The 24,861-nt window shown below is 48.3% G+C and carries 16 protein-coding genes and 6 tRNA genes; 7 read left to right on the plus strand and 15 right to left on the minus strand.

All coding sequences use genetic code 11. The features are described from left to right. Positions 1 to 9: 9 nt before the first annotated feature. Positions 10 to 3,273, minus strand: a complete 3,264-nt coding sequence (locus tag HR45_RS06710; RefSeq protein ID WP_037441065.1) for a S41 family peptidase — start codon at positions 3,271 to 3,273, stop codon at positions 10 to 12. Between the two features lie 249 nt (positions 3,274 to 3,522). On the opposite strand from HR45_RS06710, the gene dauA reads away from it, so the two are divergent. The 4 genes from dauA (at position 3,523) to HR45_RS06730 (ending at position 8,341) form a co-directional block, all read left to right on the plus strand. After that, the gene (gene dauA, locus HR45_RS06715) at positions 3,523 to 5,259 is read left to right on the plus strand and encodes a C4-dicarboxylic acid transporter DauA (protein WP_037441068.1); all 1,737 of its coding nucleotides are present in this window, start codon (positions 3,523 to 3,525) and stop codon (positions 5,257 to 5,259) included. 274 nt (positions 5,260 to 5,533) lie between these two features. Then, a complete protein-coding gene (gene purE, locus HR45_RS06720) occupies positions 5,534 to 6,025 on the plus strand; it encodes a 5-(carboxyamino)imidazole ribonucleotide mutase (RefSeq protein ID WP_037441071.1) in 492 nt (163 codons plus the stop codon). Then, positions 6,025 to 7,104 carry a 5-(carboxyamino)imidazole ribonucleotide synthase gene (gene purK, locus HR45_RS06725; protein WP_052074569.1) on the plus strand — a complete coding sequence of 360 codons (1,080 nt, stop codon included), beginning with the start codon at positions 6,025 to 6,027 and terminating at the stop codon, positions 7,102 to 7,104. Before purE ends, purK begins: the two co-directional genes overlap by 1 nt. Before the next feature lie 43 nt (positions 7,105 to 7,147). Further along, positions 7,148 to 8,341 carry a sensor domain-containing diguanylate cyclase gene (locus HR45_RS06730; protein ID WP_052074570.1) on the plus strand — a complete coding sequence of 398 codons (1,194 nt, stop codon included), beginning with the start codon at positions 7,148 to 7,150 and terminating at the stop codon, positions 8,339 to 8,341. Here the strand turns inward: HR45_RS06730 and HR45_RS06735 are convergent. The 4 genes from HR45_RS06735 to HR45_RS06750 form a co-directional block, all read right to left on the minus strand. After that, the gene (locus HR45_RS06735; protein ID WP_037441075.1) at positions 8,327 to 8,929 is read right to left on the minus strand and encodes a transglycosylase SLT domain-containing protein; all 603 of its coding nucleotides are present in this window, start codon (positions 8,927 to 8,929) and stop codon (positions 8,327 to 8,329) included. The two genes, HR45_RS06730 and HR45_RS06735, sit on opposite strands and share 15 nt — an antisense overlap. Before the next feature lie 131 nt (positions 8,930 to 9,060). Continuing rightward, entirely contained in the window at positions 9,061 to 9,483 is a 423-nt protein-coding gene (locus tag HR45_RS06740) for an META domain-containing protein (protein ID WP_037441077.1), read from the minus strand. After that, complete coding sequence (gene gshA / locus HR45_RS06745) at positions 9,480 to 11,069, minus strand: glutamate--cysteine ligase (protein ID WP_037441079.1); 1,590 nt, start codon at positions 11,067 to 11,069, stop codon at positions 9,480 to 9,482. Before gshA ends, HR45_RS06740 begins: the two co-directional genes overlap by 4 nt. Before the next feature lie 191 nt (positions 11,070 to 11,260). Then, positions 11,261 to 14,131, minus strand: a complete 2,871-nt coding sequence (locus HR45_RS06750) for a M16 family metallopeptidase (RefSeq protein WP_037441082.1) — start codon at positions 14,129 to 14,131, stop codon at positions 11,261 to 11,263. A 428-nt stretch (positions 14,132 to 14,559) separates the two neighbouring features. Between HR45_RS06750 and HR45_RS06755 the strand changes: the two genes are divergently transcribed. Beyond that, entirely contained in the window at positions 14,560 to 15,816 is a 1,257-nt protein-coding gene (locus HR45_RS06755) for a dicarboxylate/amino acid:cation symporter (RefSeq protein ID WP_037441085.1), read from the plus strand. A 107-nt stretch (positions 15,817 to 15,923) separates the two neighbouring features. After that, positions 15,924 to 16,091, plus strand: coding sequence for a hypothetical protein (locus HR45_RS19530; RefSeq protein ID WP_037441088.1), 168 nt, complete (start codon positions 15,924 to 15,926; stop codon positions 16,089 to 16,091). 205 nt (positions 16,092 to 16,296) lie between these two features. Here HR45_RS19530 and HR45_RS06765 read toward each other — a convergent pair. The 10 genes from HR45_RS06765 to recA all read right to left on the minus strand — a co-directional run bounded on the left by HR45_RS06765 (position 16,297) and on the right by recA (position 21,978). After that, positions 16,297 to 16,388, minus strand: a tRNA-Ser gene (locus HR45_RS06765). A gap of 5 nt (positions 16,389 to 16,393) precedes the next feature. Next, a tRNA-Arg gene (locus HR45_RS06770) sits at positions 16,394 to 16,470 on the minus strand. Between the two features lie 25 nt (positions 16,471 to 16,495). After that, a tRNA-Arg gene (locus tag HR45_RS06775) sits at positions 16,496 to 16,572 on the minus strand. Between the two features lie 25 nt (positions 16,573 to 16,597). Beyond that, positions 16,598 to 16,674 (minus strand) — tRNA-Arg (locus HR45_RS06780). Positions 16,675 to 16,705: 31 nt separating this feature from the next. After that, positions 16,706 to 16,782 (minus strand) — tRNA-Arg (locus HR45_RS06785). Positions 16,783 to 16,806: 24 nt separating this feature from the next. Beyond that, positions 16,807 to 16,898, minus strand: a tRNA-Ser gene (locus tag HR45_RS06790). A gap of 207 nt (positions 16,899 to 17,105) precedes the next feature. Then, on the minus strand, positions 17,106 to 17,303 hold the full coding sequence (gene csrA, locus HR45_RS06795) for a carbon storage regulator CsrA (protein WP_037441090.1): 198 nt from the start codon (positions 17,301 to 17,303) through the stop codon (positions 17,106 to 17,108). A gap of 357 nt (positions 17,304 to 17,660) precedes the next feature. After that, a complete protein-coding gene (alaS, locus tag HR45_RS06800; protein WP_037441093.1) occupies positions 17,661 to 20,282 on the minus strand; it encodes an alanine--tRNA ligase in 2,622 nt (873 codons plus the stop codon). A gap of 161 nt (positions 20,283 to 20,443) precedes the next feature. Beyond that, positions 20,444 to 20,914, minus strand: a complete 471-nt coding sequence (locus HR45_RS06805) for a regulatory protein RecX (RefSeq protein ID WP_037441095.1) — start codon at positions 20,912 to 20,914, stop codon at positions 20,444 to 20,446. After that, positions 20,911 to 21,978 (minus strand): recombinase RecA, encoded by a 1,068-nt coding sequence (gene recA / locus HR45_RS06810; protein ID WP_037441097.1) that lies wholly within the window; start codon positions 21,976 to 21,978, stop codon positions 20,911 to 20,913. Before recA ends, HR45_RS06805 begins: the two co-directional genes overlap by 4 nt. Before the next feature lie 256 nt (positions 21,979 to 22,234). Here recA and mutS point away from each other — a divergent pair, with 256 nt between their 5' ends. Continuing rightward, on the plus strand, positions 22,235 to 24,835 hold the full coding sequence (gene mutS / locus HR45_RS06815) for a DNA mismatch repair protein MutS (RefSeq protein ID WP_037441099.1): 2,601 nt from the start codon (positions 22,235 to 22,237) through the stop codon (positions 24,833 to 24,835). Positions 24,836 to 24,861 lie beyond the last annotated feature (26 nt).

Genomic DNA, 24,861 nt, shown 5'->3' on the forward strand with positions numbered 1-24,861 from the left:
CATTGAAAATTAAGGGCGAACGTCCTGCGCTTCACCACGCTTCGGCATCGGCTGCGCTTGTAGCGGTGCAACCGGGGCTTTAGCGAGTTGCTGTTGAAGATAGCTGATTGCTTTTTGCAACTGCGCATCCTTGCCTTCAAACGTCGCCACCGGCAGGTTATCCACCTCAATGTTCGGGCTAATGCCCTGCCCTTCAACAATCCAACGACCGTCCATCGCGTATTGCGGATATTCAGCTACACGCGACATACCGCCGTCGGTCAAGCGGTTACGCCCAGACAGCCATACGCCAGCACCGGCTGTACGCTTGCCAATCAAGGGCGCAATTCCCAACGCTTTAATACCAGCAGAGAAAGTTTCGCCATCCGAGTAGGTTAATTCATCGGTTAACACCACCAGATGTCCGCGAAATGCCTGCTGCATGTTTGGATACGGCGTGCCATGGGTTGGCTGCCAGAACATCCAGGCTTTGCGCAGTAACTTCTCGATAATCCAGCTGTCAATATTGCCGCCACGATTGCGGCGTACATCGATGATCAAGCCATCTTTGTCATAGTTGGCATAAAACTCACGGGCGAAGTTCGCGATATCTGACGCACCCATGGCGTACAGATGCAAGTAACCTATCTTACCGTCACTGGCTTTACTGACTTTATTGGCGTTGCTGTTCACCCAATCGAGATAACGCAATTGACCATCGGCCCACAGCGGCACTGGCACTACTACCGTTTTCAGCGTTTTATCGTTGCGTTGCAGTTGCAACAACACCTGTTTATCGGCTTGATTACGCAGCAAAGAGGTCACTTCGGCGATGCTGTTAACGCTGCGGCCATTCACGCCGATAATAATGTCGCCTTCTTTAGCATCAACGCCCGGCGTCGCCAGAGGTGAGGCACGTTGCGGCAGTTCAGGATCATTACGATAGATATGGCTGATCGCTACGCCATCTGCGGTTTGGGTTAACTTAGCCCCCAAAGCAGCAGGCGTAGGCATTGCCTCATCTTTCGCAAAATCACCACCACGCACTTGCGAATGCAAAGCGTCTAGTTCGCCCATCATCTGGGTAAAAATATCGGCAAGCTCATGGCGGTCGGTGACGCGAGCGAGCAATGGCAAATACTTCTGTTTGGTCGCCGCCCAGTCGACACCGCGCATATGCTTATCAAAGAAGGATTCGCGGTGCATCAGCCAAGCATCTTCAAACATCTGCTGCCACTCTTGCTGCGGTTGAATCGCAAGCTTCCAACCATCAAAGCGTACCTTGGCATCATCCAGATCTGATGGCAGTTTGTCGCCAGCATCGACAATTAACATCTGCCCTGGCTTCGTCCCTTTATAGATGAAGATTTTTTCGCCGTCATTCGATAGCTGATAACCGCGTACATCTTTAGCGAAGGTTTCCACTTTCGCTTTATCGTGGTCGTACTTAATAAACTTGACACTGCGGTCGGTGTCAGAGGCTACATATAAGCCCTTCGCATTGATTTGCAGACGATTAAAATTATCGGCAGTTACCGGCACTTGCCATAGACGCGCTGTTATGCCTTGCCAATCAACCTGCACTTTTACTGACGCATTCTCATCATCATCGTTACTGGTTGATTTTTGGAAATCGGTCAGTTCATTCGGGTGAGCGAACGGGAACTGCGCATGCTTGTCCAACGCCAGCGCATAAATATCGGTACGCTTATCGAATACCGGCCCTAAGTTACGGTCGCCCCATGGCGAACTTGGGGTACTGTTAAAGGTACGATTGGAGAGGAAATAGAGCCACTTACCATCGGTGCTAAAAGCAGGAGAAAACGACTCATATTTATCTGACGTGAGCACCGCCGTCTTCCCATCATCGAGCGACAGCAACACAATTTGTGGCCGCGGTGTACCAATTTCCGTTTTGGTTAATGCCAAATAACGACTATCAGGTGACCAGACAATATCTTGGTATGGAGCTAAGCCCTCATTGTTGCTGGCAATCTTACGCTGCGTGCCTTTTTTCAGATCCAAAAGCCACAGATTGCCTTCGTAGTCATCACTGGCCAAGTAACGCCCATTTGGCGACAACACGAGACTCATGCGCATGCTTTTGCCGTCTTTGGTGAGTTGCTTGGCTGTTTCACTGCCATCTGCGGCATATTGCCAGATCTCTTGCTCACCCGACTTATCGGAAATGGCGTAAACATGCTTACCATCTTGCGACATCACCGCATTACGCATGCGGAAACTGCCATCAGAAGGTAACTCGACTAAACGGGTTCGGTCAGTGCCAGCGATTGCCACATGACTACGCGCCGTGAGCACCACTTTGTTACCACTAGGTGAGAGGTTAAAATCGTTCGCATATTCTAAAGGGTTATTCACCCAACGCTCATGGCGTTCAGGAAAATCGGATTGCAGATCGATAGCTTCAACAACATCTTTGCCACTGGCGATATCCAGCAGATGAATATCTGCGCCGAGTTGGAACACAATACGACCGTTATCCAGTGATGGACTACGAACTTCGTAATCTTGGTAATGGGTTAACTGCTTGGCATCTTTACCGTCTAGGCTCATCGACCAGATGTTGGCATTGCCGCTCTCATCGGACACAAAGTAGATGCGGTTTTGCCACAACATTGGCGCGCGAATTGAGCCGTCATGGGCATTACTTAAACATTGTGCCTCTTGCTTGCTGCCCAGTTTATATCGCCACAACTCGCCTTTAGCACCGCCGCGATACACGCGAGCATTATCACCGGTCACTTGCAGGCCAAAGCGCACAAAGTAAACATATTCGCCAGCAGCATCCACTGCACCCTGAACCGCATCAGCCAGTGGAATATCTTGGGTTACCAGCGAGCTAGGATTCACCGTTCTTAACACCCAAAAATTGGAAGGACCATCGGCATTGTCGGTGGAATACAGAATCTCGCCCTTGGCAGTCCAGCCTTGCACGCGCACGCGGCTATTTTCAAAAGTGACCCGTTTTGCGCTGCCGCCAGCCAACGGAATGGTATAGACCTCATCTACACCATCGTAGTTAGCAACAAAGGCTAAGCTTTTGCCATCGGGTGAGATTTTGCCGTGCAGTTCCTCAGCGGGCAGACTCGTTAAGCGCGATGCGTGGGCTTGCCCCAGCTGCTGTGTCCATAAATCACCCTCAGCGGTAAACACTAGCGTATTGCCATGTAAATCAGGGGCTCGATAATAGCCTTGTGCGGCATTGGCCACGCCAGTGATGGCACTCACCCCCAAAGCTAACAAACAACAGGCAACAGAATGACGAAGTTTCATGAAGGATTCTTCCTGTTTATGCATTATGGTTAATCAAGATAGTGGCAACAAACTAGCAAAGTCAGCCGCAAGAATCAGCTGCATCGGGGTTGAATAAGTTTTAGCAAATGTGTCGTTGCATAGCATTGACGCCAGTGCGCGCTGCAAGCGCCATCACAGCAATCGAATTTTCGCGAGTTGCATCACAACGAGTACGGGGTGGCAGTCTTAAAATATGCGCCCTTTATGCAAGGTAGATAGGAGCCCAAGGTGCCCAACAGTTCTGGATTTCGTCAGCAGTTATTTTCGCTAAGACTAGGCTACGCCATGCGCGATGTATTATTTCGCCAAGGCTACCATGGTCGCCAACTGCTCAATGATGTTATCGCGGGGATTACTGTTGGTATCATCGCCATTCCCTTGGCGATGGCACTGGCTATCGCGAGCGGCGTAGCGCCGCAATACGGTTTGTATACCGCCATTATCGGCGGGTTTATTATTGCGTTGTGCGGCGGTTCGCGTTACTCCATTTCAGGGCCTACCGCGGCATTTGTGGTGTTGCTTTTTCCCATCGCGCAGCAATATGGTTTAGCGGGCTTATTAATGGCGTCGCTGATGTCTGGCATTATTCTGATCGCCATGGCGCTGCTGCGATTAGGGCGACTGATCCAATACATTCCGCAGTCAGTCACCCTCGGATTTACCGGCGGCATCGGCATTGTTATCGCGGTGCTGCAAGTAAAAGACTTCTTTGGGTTGACGATTGCGAGCATGCCAGAGCATTTTATCGACAAGCTGAGCTTACTGGCGCAGCAGCTACCCAATTTTGATCTGCCAAGCACTGTTGTGGCGGTTGCCACCTTGGTCACTATGCTGCTGTGGCCAAAATTAAAATTGCCGATTCCGGCACATCTGCCAGCCATCATTATCGGTACTCTGCTGGCCATTTTACTGGCAGATGCCGGACATCCAGTGGATACCATCGGCAGCCGCTTTCATTACCTTCTACCCGATGGCAGTACAGGCTTCGGCATTCCAGCAGTATTACCGGAATTTGCCTGGCCATGGTTACGCGAAGGGGCCGATGGAACGGCGCTGGGGTTAAGCTGGCAAACCATTCAGACATTAGCTCCAGCGGCATTTGCTATCGCAATGCTTGGCGCAATTGAGTCACTGCTATGTGCTGTGGTGTTAGACGGCATGACCAACACTCGCCACAGCGCCAACAGTGAACTGCTAGGGCAAGGCATCGGCAATATTATCGCGCCGTTATTTGGCGGAATTACCGCCACCGCGGCTATCGCCCGTAGTGCTGCTAATGTGCGTTCCGGCGCCCAAAGTCCAATATCGGCCATGGTACATGCGCTGGTTGTGTTACTGGCGTTGGTAGCGCTGGCTGGCATATTGTCGTATTTGCCCATGCCCGCCATGGCGGCCTTGTTGCTGGTAGTGGCGTGGAATATGAGCGAAGCGCCAAAAGCAGTTGAGCTCATCAAAAAAGCGCCTCGCAGCGATATCTGGGTCTTTGCCAGTTGCTTACTGCTCACGGTGGTGTTTGATATGGTGGTTGCCATCTCTTTTGGCATCATGTTGGCGGCGTTGCTGTTTGTCAAAGAGATCGCCGATATGACCCGGCTGTACGATATCAGCAACAACCGCCGCTATGTTGACCGCGAGATTCCTGCCAATTGGGCCATCTTGAAAATTAACGGTCCATTGTTTTTCGCCGCAGCTGAGCAAGTCTTTGCCGACATTGCCACCCTGACACAAAATAAACAGGTGATAGTGCTGGACCTTGATGGCGTGTCGATTCTCGACGCCGGCGGACTGTCAGCGCTGGATAAACTGGTCAAACGCTGCCAGCAAAATGCAACTCAACTTTATATTGCTGAGCTACAGTTTCAACCTATTCGGACACTGGCGAAGGCGGGCGTACAACCAATTGACGGCGTTTTAAAATTCTATCCGACATTGAAAGAGCTGTTTAATGAGCAACTGCCATCTTAGCAAACCACAGTACAATGCTTGAGGTTAATCACCAAGCAGACGTAAGTTAGCGTCGCTGTAGAATCCAGCTCAATAGCAGCGGCAAGTGTCGACTAATGAACAAGCAAAACACAGCGTTTGCTCAAGCGCTGTTGTTCGCGCCGCTAAAAGGCAGCACATCTTTAGGGTTCATGTTATGATCCGCGCAAATTTTTTGAGTGGCATAAAATAATGCTGCTCGAACACCGATAATTACCCTACATCATATTAAAAACACCCGTGTTAAGGAGTGATCATGCAAGCCCTCGTTGCTGTCGTTATGGGGTCAAAAAGTGATTGGCCAACTATGGAAGCAGCCGCTGAGATCATGGATAGCCTGAAGGTTCCATACCATGTAGAAGTGGTCAGTGCGCACCGTACTCCCGATAAACTCATCGATTTTGCCGCAACCGCTGCCGACAAAGGCTTTAAAGTTATCATTGGTGGCGCTGGCGGTGCGGCACATCTGCCCGGTATGTTAGCGTCTAAGACCCGTTTGCCGGTACTCGGTGTACCAGTACAAAGCAAAGCACTGAATGGCATGGACAGTCTGTTGTCGATAGTACAGATGCCTAAAGGTATTGCTGTCGGCACGCTGGCCATCGGCACTGCAGGTGCCTTCAATGCAGGCTTGTTGGCTTGCCAAATTTTGGCAACACAAGATGACGAGCTGGCAGCGCGTCTGGAAGCCTTCCGCGAGTCACAAACTCGTGCGGTGCTGGATAATCCAGATCCTCGGGAGGCATGATGTCAAACAAAGTTTGGGTACTAGGTAACGGCCAATTAGGCGCGATGCTGGCACATGCTGGCCAACCTTTGGCGTTAGATGTCAGGCCCATCGACATCATGGTACCGACCGCTGAACAGCTTGCGATGCAAAGCAACGACATTGTGACGGCCGAGCGTGAGCAATGGCCAGAGTCAGCACTGAGCCTGCAACTTTCTGAGCACCCAAAGTTTATTAACGGTCCAGTGTTTGGGCGTTTAGCCGACCGTTTTACACAAAAAAGCCTGCTGGATGAGCTCAATGTCGCCACTGCACCGTGGGAGTTAGTGGACGATAATAGTGACGCTGCCGAGCTATACCGCAAATATGGTGAGCGGGTGTTACTGAAACGCCGCACTGGTGGTTACGATGGCCGTGGTCAGTTTTGGCTCAAGCAAGCCGAACAAACTCAGTTGCCAGACGACTGGCGTAATGAAGCGATTGCCGAACAAGCGATTAACTTTGATGAAGAAGTATCGCTGGTTGGTGCCCGCACCCACGATGGCCGTTGTGTGTTTTACCCTTTGACACTTAACCTACATCAAGATGGCATTTTGATGGCGTCTATTTCGCCGCTACCGCGTTTGCAAGCGCTGCAAGCTGAAGCCGAAGCTATGTTGACCACCATTATGGATGGCCTTGACTACGTTGGCGTGATGGCAATGGAATGTTTCCGAGTCGGTGAACACCTGCTGGTGAACGAGTTAGCACCACGCGTGCATAATTCAGGTCACTGGACCCAAGCCGGCTGCCATATTGACCAGTTCCAGCTGCACCTGCGGGCGCTGTGCGATCTAGCCGTGATGACACCACAAGTGAACTTTCAATGTGTGATGGTCAACTTGATCGGTATCGATAAAGATGATCGCTGGTTATCACTCCCCAACGCTGAGCTTTATTGGTATAACAAAGAGGTTCGTCCTGGTCGTAAGGTTGGCCACTTAAACCTGTCGGTCAAGGATAACGAGACACTTGCCAGCAGTATTGCGCAACTACAGCAATGGATGCCGGCACAATATCAAGCACCACTCGCTTGGATTTTGCTGCACTACCAAGCCTGACGTTGTTGTCAGGCCGCTAAGCTTGCAAGGGAAAGGAGTAGCATTGGACTTTAACCACAGTAGCGACCTAAACGACGCTCGCGTATCCACCAGCCAACATATTCTGTTGTTGCTGGTGCCTATGCTGTTGTTTGGCCTACTGTGTTGGATGTTCAGCGGTCCGGGGCAATACCCTTGGTTATTGCTGAGCGGTGTCGGCATTATCTATTACCTCGCCTACAGCCTCGGCTTCTTTCTTTATTTCAGTGTGCTGAGTCACCAACGTGATAAGTTACAACGACTGACGCAAATCAATGACGCCGCTATGGAACTGATGCACCTGCATCAGTACTGCAGCAGTGAACATGATTTTCTCAGCGCATTGTTATCAAAAACCATGAATCTGATCGGTGGTGCCGAATTTGGTTCGGTGATCAAAGTTGACCCTTCCAGCAAGAAACTCAATTTTGAAGCGGCGGTCGGACTCGACATCAAGAAGTTGCAGCAGCTTAGTATGCAACTACACCAAACCTTTCAATACAAGATGACCGGTGGCCGCTGTGATCGGGCGGTATTACTAAATGACACCGATGGTGGCATTGCCGCCGATGCCCATGGCGCAGAGCAAATAGCGGATAATCGCATACGTTCAACACTCTCATGTCCTATCCATGTCGATGGCAAGCTATATGCGCTATTAAATCTCGATAGCGAACAACCAGGCTGTTTTAGTGACTATGATGTCTCAATTGCCACTATTTTGAGTAACGCCGCCGCCAACGCGCTGGCGCTCTACCATCAGGCACAGTTAATTGAACAGTTGCGTAATTATGATACGCTGACCGGGCTCGCCAATCGTAACTACTTCGAGGAACAAGCCATTCAATGGCCCATGCATAGCGAAGTAGAAAGTGAATTGATATTGATTGATGTCGACAACCTGAAACAAATCAACAAACAACACGGACTTGAAGCGGGCGACGAGGCATTACGCCAGTTGGGAATAACCCTAAAAGAATGTTGGCCAGCCAAAGCCTTATTAAGCCGGCTACGTGGTGATAAATTTGCAGTGTTAACCTATGGTGATCCCAGCCAAATTAATGCTTGGTTAGCCGATGTGAGCGTTGCGCTGGCAAGAAAAATGCCGGGGCTACGCTTTACCGTTGGCACGTCAGTATTCAACGGCAATCTGGCAGAAACCCTCGATATTGCCGAGAAAGCGATTGTTTCCCGGCAACAGTTATTAGCCAAAAAATAGCCGCCAAAGCCAAGAAGAATCGAGCTCTTCCTTACAAGAATGATACTGCGCTGCATACTTACGCGAACGCGCATCCACTTTTTTCGCCACTCGCACTAACCACTTTTTCTTCCAATAAGTTCCGCGTTTAAAGCCGCCCCACCCTTCGTGATAATTCAGATATTGGTTTTTGGCATCCCATTTTGAGACACCATTGATCTTATGAGTTTTCCAGATAAACCAGCCCATAAAATCCATCGCATCATCGAAGTCACTGCGACTCGCCCAGCCATTGCCAGTTTCACGCACATAGTCATCCCATGTCATGGTTTTCGCTTGTGCATAACCGTAGGCATCGCTGGCGCGGCCAATAGGAATAAAACCAAGGAAATACTCCATCGGTGGTGCGGCATCATGCTTGAATGAACTTTCCTGATACATCATGGCAATCGGCACATGCACTGGCACGCCCCATTTCTCCTGAGCATCTATTGCCGCATCATACCAATCACGGTTCTCACGAAAAATTTCACAGATGTTGTCGGGATTTTCAGGTGGAGGAGTCGCACACCCGGCTAAACTAACGGCGGCTAAGGCGCCAATAACCATAGGTTTTAGCCTTTGAGATGTAAAGCACTGAGCAGAGAATCGAAATTTAACCAAACCAGAATACCGCAGCCGGGACGTAAATTTGTCCCATTGAGCACGATAATCGTCAGAATTTCAACCCTTTACCGAGTTTATTCTTGAGTGAGTTGGCACTCATGATATTCGTCTGAGCGGATCACGGGTTGCCAGTAGCTTTGATCATTACCGCGATACTGTTTATCCACATTAAACTGCGCCATCAATTGATAACGGGTATTGGCGGCAACGTCGACGGTAATTACTTTGGGAACGCGCGCAGCTAAGCGCACTTGTAAAGTTTGATCATCGATAAGTTCGGAGACGGTAAAGGTATGCTGACCAACAGCTAAAGGATAGTTTGGCTTTGAAATGACGGGCTTGCCGTCAACATCGGTAACAACAAGCGGAAAATAGTGATTTTCTAGCTCAGCCGTCAGATAAGTACTAACGACGCCGCAAGCATTGCTATCTTCCGGCGCCGAAGCACATGATGACAGCAATGCTGCGCTAGCAATGAAGATTAAGACACGTTTCAATGGACTGGCTCATCAACCTTGGTATCTGCTCGGAAATATTCCGCCAGAAATTGCTCAAAGTCCAGTTTGTCGTCCTGCTCCATCTGATTTTGCTGCGCTATCGACGCCGCAGCTTCTGCTTCAAATGAAGCCACAGAGGCACTCGACAACGGATAATCCACCAACTGACGATGATATTTTTCGGCCAGTTGTCTTACCCAAGTACCATGATCGAGCCCGGAATTTTCCAGTGTCTGCCAGATACGTCCTGAAAGCGTCATCTCAGGATTTTCAACCGCCTGATACCAGTCATCTAACGTGTGCTGATACAACTTGTCTTCACCGTCAATCAAGGCTGCAATACGGCTTAGATCGGCAAACAGCTCTTTGAGCCATTGTTGCAGTGATATCGCCTTGTCTGAACGCGTCAACATTAAGCCCGGTTTACGCCCTTCTAAGACGACAGCCTTAAGATTGGCGGCAATCTCTTTCTCTCCCAAGGCATCAACTTTGGCAGATGGCTGCATCAGACAATACAGCAGGAACAAGTCCAAAAAGCGCACCTGCGCCGCATCAATCCCGACAGGACTAAATGGGTTTACGTCCAGTGCGCGCACCTCAATATACTGCACACCGGCACGGCTCAACGCTTCCGAAGGCTTTTCACCACGGCGCGTTACACGCTTGGCACGAATGGGCGCGTAGAATTCGTTTTCAATCTGCAGAATATTGGCATTCAACTGACGATATTCACCATCAACCTTCACCCCAATATCGGCAAACTTCTTCGATGGCATCTTGATAGCCGCTTTTATCCCTTCGAGATACTCTTGCAGCGAGTTATAGCTAATGGATAGCTTCTCTTGCTCTTTGTTGGTGTAGCCCAAATCACTCATGCGCAACGAGGTTGACCATGGCAGATACAGGGTTCCGCTGCTATGCGTCAAAAACTGCAGCTCAGTTTGCTGATCTTTGATAAATGAGCGACATATCGCGGGTGAAGCACCAAACAGATAAGGCAATACCCATACCAAACGACGATAATTGCGGATAAGGCCAAAATAGTGCTCAGAAATAAAGTCACACAGACTGGTTTGCTTATCGCTATGCTGATACAGAGTTTGCCACAATGAGTCCGACACGGAGAAATTGAAATGCACGCCAGCAATAATCTGCATCAAGGCACCGTAACGATAGGTTAAGCCCTTGCGGTACAGACGTTTCATGATGCCGTTATTCGACGTACCATACCAAGAAATCGGGATCTGCTGTTCATCACCTACATAGCACGGCATGCTCACTGGCCATAGTTTCTCACCGTCAAGATGTTGCACTGCATAGGCATGAGTTTCTGTCAGCCCAGTCAGCATCTGCTCCACATCGGTATAAACCGGCGTGATAAATTCCATCAGCGATTCGCTGTAATCGGTGGTGATACGAGAATGGGTCAACGCTGCGCCTAAAATGGCTGGATGTGGTGTTAATGCCAGCTCATTGTCGGCATTAATCCGTAACGCCTCTCTTTCAATCCCTCGCTGCATCGTGCGCAACGCCTCACGGCTTTCCTCGTCAGCGAAGATTGCCAGAGTCTCATCAAATGACTTCAAATTATTGATCTCTGTTGTAGGACTGACTGTCGCTACCTTAACTTATGTCTGAGTATTTTTGTCAACTACTGCGTTAAGTCAAGCGGTTTTGTCAGTGTGTGAAAACGACAAGGTGACAGCATAATAACTGTCACCTTTTACACATCAGATCCTATGGGTCCTTTTCCCCATTATGGGGACGATTTTGGCTATTACAAGTTCATGTCGACGACTTTATAACCAAGAACTTCCAGACCCGGTTTAATCTTAGCTTTATCCCCGACGATCAGTACATCCATAGAATGAGGATCTAAGTATTTGGCTGCAATAGCATTTAACTCTGTAGCAGACACATTGTTGACTAACTCATCCTGCTTCTCGATATAGTCGTACGGCAGACGGTATTTTTGGATTTCTCGAATAAAACCTGCTTTTTTATACGGGGTTTCATAATCCATCGCCTTGCCTTGGCTAATAGATGAACGCATAAAGGCAAGTTCGTCGGCGGTCATGCCCGACTTGTGGAACTGGGTAATTTCCTTCATAAATTCAGCCAAGGCTTTATCTGTCACATCGGCTCGGACATTGCCCATCGCCGCAAAATAGCCGTACTCAGTGCCGCCAACAAAGGCAGAACGGGCGCCATAGGTATAACCTTTATCTTCGCGCAGATTCAGATTAATACGGCTATTAAAGGCACCGCCTAAGGGATAATTCGCCAAGTTAGCTTTAAAATAGTCGCCAGTGGCATCAAATGGCATCGTGCGTTTACCAATCAAAATGACCGACTGCGCTGCGTCAGGTTTATCAATGAGGTAGACGGTGTCACCTTTAATGGTCGGCAGTTGATTCTGAGTTGGCAATGGCGTGGCCGCGCCAGTCAATCTAGCTAACGGCGCGAGCTTAGTTAACAACTGCTGCTGTGGCAAATCGGATACCGCGACCACCTGTGCATTACCCGCAGTGTATTGCTGCAGATAAAACTGCTTAACATCATCTAAGGTCAATTTAGATAAAGTATCTAAGGTGCCATCGCTACTAACGCCGATGCTTACCTTGTCACCAAACAGCAACTTAGCAAAGCCTTTACGCGACATGTATTCTGGATCTGAACTCAGATGCTGCAGCGTTTGTAACGATTGCTGTTTATTGCGATTGAAGTCAGCGGCGACAAAACCGGGCTCAAGTAATTTCTCTTGTACCAACGCCATGGTTTTATCTAGGTTTTCGGTCAGAGTAGAAATACGTAAGCTGCTCTGATATTTGTCAGCACTAAACTCTATCGTCGCCCCCAGCAGCTCTAAAGCTTGGGTTAGCGCTTCTGCTGAGTGGCGTTGTGTCGATTCATTCAGAACATCTGCGGTTAACTCTGCCAAGCCAGACTTGGCAATGGGTTCTATCCGGTGGCCGCCATTAAAGTACACCATAATATCAGTGGTCGGCGTTTCGGTACTTTGAGTTCCCATCACCTCAATATTGTTAGCCAGTTTGCTATTCCACAAGCTTGGCACATGCAGAGATACCGCCCCGGCTACTGGAGGCATCACAGTGCGGTCAAACTGACTCTTAGGCGCCGCGGTCGTGTTAGCCGTTAATCCTTCAACAGCGCGATCAGCCACTTTAGGCGATGTCGGCGCGTAATTATCAGGTGCCGCAATCAATGCATTACCGCCTTTAGGTACAACACTCATCACCACACTTGGCTTATTTTTGAGGTATTTTTCGTACACGCGCATCACATCGGCTTTGGTGACAGCGTTATAACGCGCCAAATCGGCAGAGATACCATTCGGATCGCCATTAAACGTCTCGTATGATGCCAAGCGACTCACTTTGCCAAACACGCTTTGCAGTGAAAAAATATTATCGGAACGAAATTGTGCCTTGGCTTTTTGCAGATCTTCATCAGTAACACCACGAGTTTCAAATTCCGCTATCGATTCGCGGATTTTCGCTTCAAGTGGCGCAAGCGCAGCACCTTTGGCGGGATTAGCGAGTGCGTACACCGTTAGCTTACAGGCCAGTTCAGAACATGGGTGGTTCATAGCTGCCTGCACGGCATAGCCATTTTTCACTAAGTTTTTATAAATAATCGAGGTTTTACCCCCACCTAAGATACTGGCCAGCAGATCGAGGGCGGGTTCATCAGCATGATTGGCATAAACCGTTGGGAAACCAATCTGCAGCAAGGGTAAGTGGACATTATCTTCCATTGAGATATAACGTGTTTTGTCCAAACTGACTAACGGCTTTGCCAACGGTTTTACTTCGGGGCCGCGCGGAATATCTGCAAAATATTTGCTCACCCATGCCAGTGTTTGGGCTTCATCGATGTCGCCACCAATCGTCAAAGTGGCGTTATTCGGTCCATACCAGCGGCGAAAGAAATCTTTTACATCTTGGGTGGTGGCACGATCTAAATCTGCTGGCCAACCAATCACCGGCCAAGAGTACGGATGACCTTCAGGATAAAATGCTTGGTTAAATAGCTCGTCTAAGCGGCCATAAGGGCGATTGTCTACGCGCTGAGCGCGTTCGTTTTTCACCGTTTCCCTTTGCACCTCAAACTTCTTGTCAGTTAATGCGGGCAACAAGAATCCCATACGATCAGACTCCAGCCACAACATTTTTTCGAGCTGGTTGCTGGGCACAGACTCATAGTAGTTAGTACGGTCGGTATTGGTCGTCCCGTTCATACTGCCACCAGCCTCAGTAACCACTTTAATATGTTGTTCATCGGCAACATGCTGCGAGCCTTGGAACATCATATGTTCAAACAGGTGGGCAAAGCCGGTGCGACCATAATGTTCGCGATCAGAACCAACATGGTAAGTCACGTTAACCGTCACCAAAGGATCGGAATGGTCCTGATGCAGTACTACGGTTAAGCCATTCGCCAATTGGTATTTCTTGAATGGAATACCGATTTCACCCGCTTTGGGCGCGTACGACTCAACTAAGCTCACCCCCGCAGGTAACTTAGTTGCGGCAACCTTAGTTGCTTGAGCCTGCACAGCAGTGGTGTCGGCGGAACATCCGGCCAGTGCTGATGCAACGGCTACCGCCAATAACCATTTTTTCATTCGTTACTCCTTCAACTATATCGATGAGGCAAATAGGAAAACTTTAAGAGTACCAGAATATCGCCGAAGGCATATGCTGCGTTCAGGTTAAACCTTGTTAATCATGAAAATAGCGATGTGTTAGCGCGACTTGTTGTTGCAACAGTCTGATGCTTACATTGGCAATTACATCACGAGGATCGCAATCGCAGCCTAAGTGTTTAGAAATAAAATACCTAACAAAGCTTCACAAACCGTTTTGTGGCGCAATTCACACCACATTGCGCTTTAAAAACATGAAAACGATCTCTAATATTGCAATAAGCTATAAGAAAACGATTTATCCGATTAAAACAGTCAGGATTAAAATTGTCCCCCTAGCATCACTCAACCCGTCATTCGGGTTATAACGATAACAATGCAGAGCTGTATTCTGCTTGGGAAAAAACATGATTTGGCAAACAATCAATAAAATCCCCTTTTGGCAAAAAGTTGTCACCGGCTTTGTGCTCGGTGTGTTGGTCGGCGTTATTTTTGGCCAGCAAGCCACTGTAGTAAAACCGCTTGGCGATCTGTTTATTTATGCAATCAAAATGTTGGTTGCGCCTTTGGTGTTTTGCGCCATTGTCACCAGCGTTACCGCAATGTCAGGTGACGGCGTCAATCTCAAACGTCTGAGCGTCAAAACCCTTGGCATGTTCATGCTCACCGGTTTTCTTGCGTCATTGATCGGCTTAGCAGTGGGTTCCGCCATCGATATGGGCGGCAATATGCAACTCGCTGCGACCGAAGTACGAGATCGTAATATCCCCGGCTTTGCACAAGTATTGCTAGATATGATCCCAGTAAATCCATTTGCCTCGCTGGCCAATGGTAACGTACTACAAATTATCGTATTTGCAGCGCTGGTTGGTATTGCAATCAACAGCGTAGGCGAAAAAGCCGAGCCGCTAAAAAAAGTTATTAACGCAGGTGCAGAGGTAATGTTTCAATTGACACGCATCGTGCTGAAACTCACCCCTATTGGAGTATTCGGCTTAATGGCATGTGTGGTCGGTGAATACGGTATTGAAAGCCTCAAACACCTCGCATGGTTTATTTTGGCCATCTATATTGGCGTGATCATTCATGTGCTGTTTGTATATGGCGGCATGCTCAAGTTTGTTGCTAAGGTCAATCTGGGACAATTTTTCCGTAAAGCAATGCCAGCGCAAATCGTGGCATTCACCACATCATCCTCTTATGGCACGCTGCCGGTTACTACTCGTTGTGCGCAGGATATGGGTGTTTCTGAACGTTACTCAGCCTTCGTGTTGCCGTTAGGCGCCACAATGAATATGGATGGCTGTGGCGGCATTTATCCAGCTATCGCATCTATTTTTATTGCTCAGATCTATGGCATTCCACTCGACTTAACCGATTATGTGATGATTGCACTTACCGCAACTGTCGCCTCTGTTGGTACTGCAGGCGTGCCGGGCAGTGCCATGGTGATGCTTACCGTCACCCTGAGCGCTATTGGCCTGCCGCTAGAAGGAATTGGCTTTATTGCGGCGATTGACCGAGTAATCGATATGGCACGGACCTGTACCAATATTACCGGTGACATGATGACGGCCGTTGTGGTGGGTAAATCAGAAGGTGAATTTGACGAACAGCAATTTTATGCTGACACCTCAGAAACACAGAGCAATGCGACCGCATAAGCCCTAGCCCCCCTGTTAAAGTAAAAAAGGCCGCTATAGCGGCCTTTTTTGTTGTTTAGCTAAATAATCACTATGATATCAAACAGGTTTATTTAACGACGACGATTATGGGCCGCCTACTATTTGTTCCCATCATTTTATCATTGCTGTGGATTGCCTTTTTGCGCTTTTACGGTATTCCACTTGAGAAAGGTAAACAGGGTTTTATCTGGATCATCGGCGTTAGCTGCTTACTCATCGCCATGCTGTCAATCGCCCTATGGTTAACCCAATAGTCTTAATCGCCCAAATCGCAGAAGTAATAACAAATGTTCTTTCAGCTCAATTAGGGGCAATAACACGCACTGGTTAACTATGGAATAGCGCTAACAACATCAAAATACGATACGCCAACATTAACTCTCGCGGAATTAATAAGGGTAATAGACGATGAAGTTTGCTGCTTCTTTGGAAAACACTAGGGGGAAACAAGAAAATAAATGGCGGAGAAGGAGGGATTCGAACCCTCGATGGGAGATAAAGCCCATACTCCCTTAGCAGGGGAGCGCCTTCGGCCACTCGGCCACCTCTCCACTAATGGCGCGCATGGAAGGAGTCGAACCTCCGACCGCCTGGTTCGTAGCCAGGTACTCTATCCAGCTGAGCTACATGCGCATATCATCAGAAAAGTAAAATACAGTGGCGCGCATGGAAGGAGTCGAACCTCCGACCGCCTGGTTCGTAGCCAGGTACTCTATCCAGCTGAGCTACATGCGCATCTCTGTACTTGAATATTTGAAAGTGGCGCGCATGGAAGGAGTCGAACCTCCGACCGCCTGGTTCGTAGCCAGGTACTCTATCCAGCTGAGCTACATGCGCGTAACTGTTCAAATTATAGTGTTATTTTATATGGCGCGCATGGAAGGAGTCGAACCTCCGACCGCCTGGTTCGTAGCCAGGTACTCTATCCAGCTGAGCTACATGCGCGTCGTATATAAAACACTAAGAAAATGGCGGAGAAGGAGGGATTCGAACCCTCGATGGGAGATAAAGCCCATACTCCCTTAGCAGGGGAGCGCCTTCGGCCACTCGGCCACCTCTCCGTCGTTTCTTGGCGCACATATTACTGTTTGAAGAAAATAAGTCAAACGCTTTTTAGGAAAGGTAAAACAGTTTGCCCTGTTTTTAATCACATGCCTTTCAAGTGGTTGCATAACTGCACAATTCGCTTGAAATAACAGCAAAAATTAAAGCGCCAGTCGAGTTGACTGGCGCTTTAATTAATAAATCAATACGGCTATTCAGTACGACTAGTAGTTGCCTTCATCTGAAGAGGAACCACTTTTCTCTGACTGAATTCGCTGATAAATCTCTTCGCGGTGTACAGACACTTCTTTTGGCGCATTAACCCCAATACGTACCTGATTTCCTTTTACTCCCAACACCGTCACTGTGACTTCGTCACCAATCATCAGTGTTTCGCCAACCCGACGAGTCAAAATCAGCATTAGATTGCTCCTCTATGTTTCCATATTCTGTATGCGGCGTTCTTTTCCGTCACCGCAGTTATTATAAAGTGAGCTTAGTACAAATTAATAGTAGTGAGTACTAAATCCCCAGTTTTTAGATCTTTTTTATAGTAAAACGATGAAATTTTTTAGCGAGAGACCGTCCTTTTCTCTCGATATTGACAGTTTTATTTCGCTGTTAAAGGCAAGCTAACATAAAAGCTAGGGTTACCCAAATTTATGGCGAATAGATCGGCGCTATATCTCGTAAAGTCCAACAGGCTTCTATACCAACAATATCTACAAAAAAGCCGACATATCATGTGTCGGCTTTTTGTTCTAACTCTTTATGAAGCGTTACAGTTTAGCTGCAAGCCAATCGGTTACCGATGCTAGCGCAGCCGCTAAGTTTTCAGGTTGAGAACCACCAGCCTGAGCCATATCTGGACGGCCACCGCCCTTACCACCAACTTGCGCCGCAACCATTGCCACCAACTCACCGGCCTTCACTTTGCCGATTAAGTCTTTGGTTACCCCGGCAATCAGGTTCACCTTCGCATCGCCCGCAATACCCAGTACCACAATACCGGAGCCTAATTTTTGCTTAATTTCATCTTGCAGACCACGCAGTGCACCAGCATCCACACCGTCAAGCTGTTTCACCAGCACTTTTACACCGGCAATGTCTTGAGCTTCAGACACCAAATCTGCACTCGCCGCTGCAGCTAACTTAGATTTTAGCTGAGCGATCTCTTTTTCCAGCAGCTTGCTGTGGTCCAATTGCGCTTTCAGTTTAGCAACCACTGTGTGGGCTTCACTCTTAAGCAATGCTGCAGCATCGTGCAGCTCTTGCTGTTGTTCAGCAATATAAGCCATTGCTGCTGCACCAGTAACCGCTTCAATGCGACGGATACCAGCAGCAATACCGCCTTCAGAGATAACTTTAAATACACCAATATCACCTGTGCGCGTTACGTGCGTACCGCCACACAGCTCAATTGAGAAGTCACCCATTGTCACTACTCGCACTGTGGTATCGTACTTTTCACCAAACAGTGCCATCGCGCCTTTCTCTTTGGCTTGTTCGATATCCATCTCTGCCACTTGCAGTTGATGATTGCGACGAATTTGAGTATTTACCAAGTCTTCAACTTGCTTCAATTCTTCAGGCTTAACCGCTTCAAAGTGAGAGAAGTCGAAACGTAAACGCTCAGGCTGAACTAAAGAACCTTTTTGCGCTACGTGTGAGCCTAACACTTGGCGCAAGGCAGCGTGTAGCAAGTGAGTCACTGAGTGGTTAAGTTCGGTACGATGACGTAACTTCTTATTCACTACTGCAGCAACAGATTGACCGACTTTCAAACTACCCGCTTTCAGAACACCTTTATGACCAATAGCGGCGGCATATTTTTGGGTATCGGCTACTTCAAACAGGCTATCCCCTGCTTTGAGCTCGCCCTTATCACCCACTTGGCCACCTGACTCAGCATAAAATGGAGTGTTATCAAGAATAACGACAGCTTCTTGATTAGGCATCAGCCCTTCCACTTCTGCACCGTCAACAAAAATCGCTACAACTTTACCTTCACCAGTCGTGTCTTGATAACCGCAGAAATGAGAGTCAGCGTCGGTCTTCAATCCGGCATTATAGTCGGCACCAAATTGTCCCGCAGCTTGTGCACGCTTGCGTTGCTCTTCCATCGCGGCATCAAAACCCACTTCGTCCACTGTGATATCGCGTTCGCGACACACATCAGCGGTCAAATCGACAGGGAAACCATAAGTGTCATAGAGTTTGAAAGCGGTTTCGCCATCAAGCACCTTGCCTTCGAGTTCAGCAAGTGCACCGTCGAGAATACCAAGGCCACGTTCTAGCGTGCGAGCAAACTGCTCTTCTTCAGCTTTTAAGGCTTTTTCAACCACATTTTGTAACGCCTTCAGTTCCTTGGCGGCATCCCCCATCACCTCAACAAGTGTCGGCACCAACTTGTAGAAGAAGGTATCGTTAGCACCTAACTTGTAGCCGTGACGCACAGCACGACGAATGATACGACGCAGTACGTAACCGCGACCTTCATTTGAAGGCATGACACCATCAGCCACCAAGAAAGCACACGAACGGATGTGGTCAGCAATCACGCGCAGCGATTTCGCTTCTAAGTCAGTCACACCGATGATTTCGGCCGTTTTTGCAATCAAGGTTTTGAAAACATCAATCTCATAGTTAGAGTGCACGCCCTGCATGATGGCAGAGATACGTTCAATCCCCATACCGGTATCAACTGAGGGTTTTGGCAGTGGCAACATTTCACCGTCTGCCTGACGGTTGAACTGCATAAATACGATGTTCCAGATCTCGATGAAACGGTCACCGTCTTCTTCCGGGGTGCCTGGGCGACCGCCCCAAATATGCTCACCGTGATCGTAGAAAATTTCAGAACATGGACCACACGGACCAGTATCACCCATTTGCCAGAAGTTATCTGACGCATATGGCGCACCTTTATTATCGCCGATGCGAATGATGTCTTCTGCTGGAATACCAATCTGCTTATTCCAGATATCAAATGCTTCATCATCGTTTTGGTAAACGGTCACACACAGTTTTTCTTTTGGCAGCTGCAGTACTTCTGTCAGAAAGCCCCAAGCAAACTTGATTGCATCTTCTTTAAAGTAGTCACCAAAACTGAAGTTACCCAGCATTTCAAAAAACGTGTGGTGACGGGCTGTGTAACCTACGTTATCCAAGTCGTTGTGCTTACCACCCGCACGCACACAACGTTGCGCGGTCGTCGCTCGGCTGTAACTGCGTTTATCCATTCCAAGGAATACGTCTTTAAACTGGTTCATACCGGCATTGGTGAACAACAGAGTTGGATCGTTACCCGGTACGAGTGAACTACTATCAACAATCTGATGACCATGCTTGCTGAAATACTCCAGGAAGGCGCTTCTAACGGCTGCGGTGGTTTTGTACATGAAATCGTCCTGAATTGCGTTGGCACTAAAAATAAAAGGCTGAAACCATGGTTTCAGCAATAAATGTGTAGATTGCCCAGCATTATAAGCGGGCAGCGAAAGAATACCAATCAGAATAAGGTGTCAATATTGAACAACAAAAAGAATAACGAATAAGCTCACTATTCATCGACCATGCAAGCTTCAAGCGCAAATCCGGCTTGTTCAAAGCTAAAGCCTTGACCTAATAGATGTCGAATAACCTTAGCTTTTTGTTTTTGCAGTAACGGATAATCATGCCGAGAAAAGGCAAGTGATGAGAATTTTTTTTGAGCTCGTTGCTCAGCGAGTGTAAACCAATCAACCTCTGCAGCGGCAATCACCTCTGTCGCCAATGATTTAGCGATCCCCTTTTGCTGCATCGTTTGCTCAATCTTTGCTGGTCCGTGTAGCCGATTGAGTTGCGAACGTAGGATAGCTTCGGCTAGACGCTTGTCATCCAAATAACCTAATGTTTGCGCCCACTCAATCGCCTCATCAACCTCAGCTTCGGCAAACTCTTTATCTAGCAGTTGTTGCCGAAGTGCACTACAACTTTTATCGCAGCGAGCCAAAAGGCTCACTACGACAGATTTTGCTGATGGTTCGCTCAGAAGATCTCTCCAGTTTCGAGATCAACATTGCCTTCATTATTGCTATTATCGTCGCTTGCAGCAGCACCACCTTTGTGGAGTAAGGCTTCACGCAAGGCAGTTTCGATTTCACTGGCGATTTCAGGATTGTCTTGCAAGAACTTGCCAGCATTGGCACGACCTTGGCCGATTTTATCGCCTTTGTAGCTATACCAAGCACCCGCCTTTTCAACCAATTTATGCGCCACGCCTAAGTCGACCAGCTCACCAACGCGGTTAATGCCTTTTCCATAAAGGATCTGGAATTCTGCTTGCTTAAATGGTGCTGCAACTTTGTTTTTCACCACTTTAACGCGGGTCTCGTTACCCACCACTTCATCGCCTTCTTTGATAGAGCCAGTACGACGAATATCCAAACGTACTGAGGCGTAGAATTTCAACGCATTACCACCAGTAGTGGTTTCTGGGTTACCAAACATCACCCCAATCTTCATACGAATTTGGTTAATGAAGATAAGCAGAGTGTTTGACTGTTTCAGGTTACCCGCCAGTTTACGCATAGCTTGGCTCATCATACGTGCAGCTAGGCCCATATGTGAGTCACCGATTTCGCCTTCAATTTCAGCTTTCGGCGTTAGCGCAGCGACAGAATCAACAATGATGACATCAACTGCACCACTGCGGGTCAGCGCATCACAGATCTCTAACGCTTGCTCGCCGGTATCCGGTTGAGAACACAGCAGATTATCGATATCAACGCCCAACTTACGCGCATAGATCGGATCCAATGCGTGCTCAGCATCGATAAAGGCACACACTTTGCCTTCACGTTGTGCTGCGGCAATCACTTCCAATGTCAGCGTTGTTTTACCAGAAGATTCTGGACCATAGATTTCAACGATACGGCCCAGTGGTAAACCGCCTGCGCCCAAAGCAACGTCAAGTGAAAGCGAACCGGTTGAGATAGTGGCCACATCCATACTGCGGTCTTCACCGAGTTTCATGATGGAACCTTTACCAAATTGCTTCTCAATCTGGCCTAATACGGCATTTAGTGCTTTCTCTTTATTTGCATCGATCTTCATATCTGTCCCTCTGTGCTCGAACCTTGATGGAGTACAACCGACTCCCGCTGGCGATGAACTTAATTGCAGCTAGTATACTGTACAATCATACAGTATCAAGTACTGGATCGGATTATTTCTTCTCCAGTTAAACAAAGTGCCTGATATTTCGCTGCAAAAAACTTTTCCTCAGCGATTCATGCCTCCGACAGACCTGTTAATATTGCAGGCTACCTTGTGATTAGCTCAATATGCGCAACGCTTAAATAAGGACGATATGAATAGCCATAGCCAAACGCCGGATTTAGAGGATTTGGAAAAACATACGCCGATGATGCGGCAGTATCTGCAGATGAAAACCGAACATAGCGATATGCTGCTGTTTTATCGTATGGGCGACTTCTATGAGCTGTTTTATAGCGATGCCAAACGCGCGTCAGAGTTACTCGGTATTTCGTTAACGGCTCGTGGCAAGAGTGGTGGCGATCCGATCCCGATGGCGGGTATTCCTTATCATGCAGTGGACAACTATCTGGCGAAATTAGTTCAGCAAGGTGAATCTGTCGCCATTTGCGAACAAATTGGTGATCCTGCTTTGGCCAAAGGACCAGTTGAACGCAAAGTGGTACGGATTGTAACGCCTGGTACGCTCACCGACGAAGCCTTACTCCAAGAGCGACGCGATAACCTTCTAGCCGCCATTTACGAAGGTAAAAAGGGTTTTGGTTTTGCAACGCTGGACGTTGCCTCTGGACGATTCGTCATATCAGAGCTTGATTCGCTCGAGGCCATCGAAGCAGAACTGCAGCGTACCCGTCCGGCTGAATTGCTTTACAGCGAAGATTTCAGCCATAAATATTTGGTCAATGATATTAAAGGCGCTCGTCGTCGCCCTGAGTGGGAATTTGATTTCGATACAGCAACCCGCTTGCTATTAGAACAATTTGGTACCAAAGATCTGCGTGGCTTTGGGGTCCAAGCTGCGCGGCTGTCACTGCAAGCAGCTGGTTGTTTGATTCAATATGTGAAAGATACGCAGCGCACTGCGCTGCCCCATATCAATAGCATTATGCAGTTCAGTCCAAGTGACAGCGTAGTGTTAGACGCCGCCACACGTCGAAATCTGGAACTGACCGTAAATCTTGGTGGTGGTTTAGAAAATACCCTAGCATCAGTACTTGATCGCACTGCAACCGCCATGGGCAGCCGTATGTTACAGCGCTGGATCCATCAACCACTGCGTAATCAAACACATGTGCGCCGACGTCATCAGGCCGTGACTGAACTCATTGCTGACGCTACCCATGAACCTCTACACGAACGGCTGAAATCTATCGGAGATGTAGAGCGAATTATTGCGCGTTTGGCAATTCGCAATGCGCGCCCTCGCGATCTTGCACGGCTACGTGATGCATTAGAGGTTCTGCCGCAGGTACGCGATAAGCTCTCAGGCAGCGCAAGCGAACATTTAGTGAGTCTGCATCAGGCATTGAATGAGTTTCCTGCAGAACTCGCTTTGTTGCAGCGCGCTATTGTCGACAACCCGCCAGTGCTTATTCGTGATGGCGGAGTGATTCGTGAGGGTTACCATAGCGAACTCGACGAATGGCGGAGTTTGAGCCAAGGAGCGACCGATTATTTACAACAACTCGAAGTTCGCGAGAAAGAACGCACTGGCATTGCCACGCTTAAAGTAGGCTTTAACAAAGTCCATGGCTATTTTATCGAAGTATCACGCGGGCAATCTGCCTTGGTACCGCTGAGCTATCAGCGTCGTCAGACGCTGAAAAATACCGAACGTTATATTATTCCTGAGCTAAAAGAGTACGAAGAAAAAGTCCTTTCCAGCCAAGGCAAAGCGCTGGCCTTGGAAAAGCAACTTTGGGAAGAACTTTTCGATCGGCTGCTGCCCAAGTTAGCCGAACTACAACAATTTGCTTTAGCCGCCGCCGAGTTAGATGTTTTGACTAACTTTGCTGAGCGAGCTGAAGCACTTAATTACCAATGTCCAACATTGGTGGATGCTGCCGGAATTGATATCAGTGAAGGGCGCCATCCGGTCGTTGAAACGGTAAGTCAATCGCCCTTTATTGCGAACCCGGTTTTGCTTAACGGCGAGCGAAGAATGCTGATCGTGACTGGCCCCAATATGGGCGGTAAATCGACCTATATGCGGCAAGTTGCCTTGATCACCTTAATGGCCTATATCGGCAGTTATGTGCCAGCAGAGTCTGCCGTAATAGGTCCTATTGATCGTATATTTACCCGTATTGGTGCTTCAGATGATCTCGCTTCAGGCCGCTCTACCTTTATGGTGGAGATGACGGAAACCGCCAATATCCTGCATAACGCGACGCAAAATAGCTTGGTGCTGATGGATGAAATTGGCCGTGGCACCTCGACCTATGATGGACTATCGCTCGCTTGGTCCGCTGCCGAATATCTGGCACAGCAGATTGGAGCATTAACCTTATTTGCCACTCACTACTTTGAACTAACGCAATTAGCAGAACAGTTACCTCAGGTCACTAACGTACATTTAGACGCCATTGAGCACGACGATGCCATTGTGTTTATGCATGCAGTACAGGAAGGTGCGGCCAGTAAAAGTTATGGTCTGCAAGTTGCGGCGTTGGCTGGAGTGCCACAAGTGGTGATCCGTGCCGCTAAAGACAAGTTACAACAACTTGAAAGCCGAGATGATGGTAAGGAGGTCAACGTGTTGTCAGTGACACCAGTACAAACCTCATTAGCATTAGAATCTGCTACTTCAGAGGTAGAAGAGCTTCTGCAGCACATAGATCCCAATGACTTAACGCCAAAGGCTGCACTCGATTTGGTATATCAACTCACAGCATTAGTCAAAGCAACACATTAAGTAGACTTATGACGAAAAAAGCGCAC

The organism is Shewanella mangrovi (assembly GCF_000753795.1).
GTDB classification, from domain to species: Bacteria; Pseudomonadota; Gammaproteobacteria; order Enterobacterales; family Shewanellaceae; genus Shewanella; species Shewanella mangrovi.

Bases quoted from the DNA above. Each gene is read 5' to 3' on its own strand.
- HR45_RS06710 (WP_037441065.1), bottom strand. From the start codon at position 3,273: ATGAAACTTCGTCATTCTGTTGCCTGTTGTTTGTTAGCTTTGGGGGTG.
- purE (WP_037441071.1), top strand. From the start codon at position 5,534: ATGCAAGCCCTCGTTGCTGTCGTTATGGGGTCAAAAAGTGATTGGCCA.
- purK (WP_052074569.1), top strand. From the start codon at position 6,025: ATGTCAAACAAAGTTTGGGTACTAGGTAACGGCCAATTAGGCGCGATG.
- HR45_RS06735 (WP_037441075.1), bottom strand. From the start codon at position 8,929: ATGGTTATTGGCGCCTTAGCCGCCGTTAGTTTAGCCGGGTGTGCGACT.
- HR45_RS06750 (WP_037441082.1), bottom strand. From the start codon at position 14,131: ATGAAAAAATGGTTATTGGCGGTAGCCGTTGCATCAGCACTGGCCGGA.
- HR45_RS06755 (WP_037441085.1), top strand. From the start codon at position 14,560: ATGATTTGGCAAACAATCAATAAAATCCCCTTTTGGCAAAAAGTTGTC.
- HR45_RS19530 (WP_037441088.1), top strand. From the start codon at position 15,924: ATGGGCCGCCTACTATTTGTTCCCATCATTTTATCATTGCTGTGGATT.
- csrA (WP_037441090.1), bottom strand. From the start codon at position 17,303: ATGCTGATTTTGACTCGTCGGGTTGGCGAAACACTGATGATTGGTGAC.
- alaS (WP_037441093.1), bottom strand. From the start codon at position 20,282: ATGTACAAAACCACCGCAGCCGTTAGAAGCGCCTTCCTGGAGTATTTC.
- recA (WP_037441097.1), bottom strand. From the start codon at position 21,978: ATGAAGATCGATGCAAATAAAGAGAAAGCACTAAATGCCGTATTAGGC.
- mutS (WP_037441099.1), top strand. From the start codon at position 22,235: ATGAATAGCCATAGCCAAACGCCGGATTTAGAGGATTTGGAAAAACAT.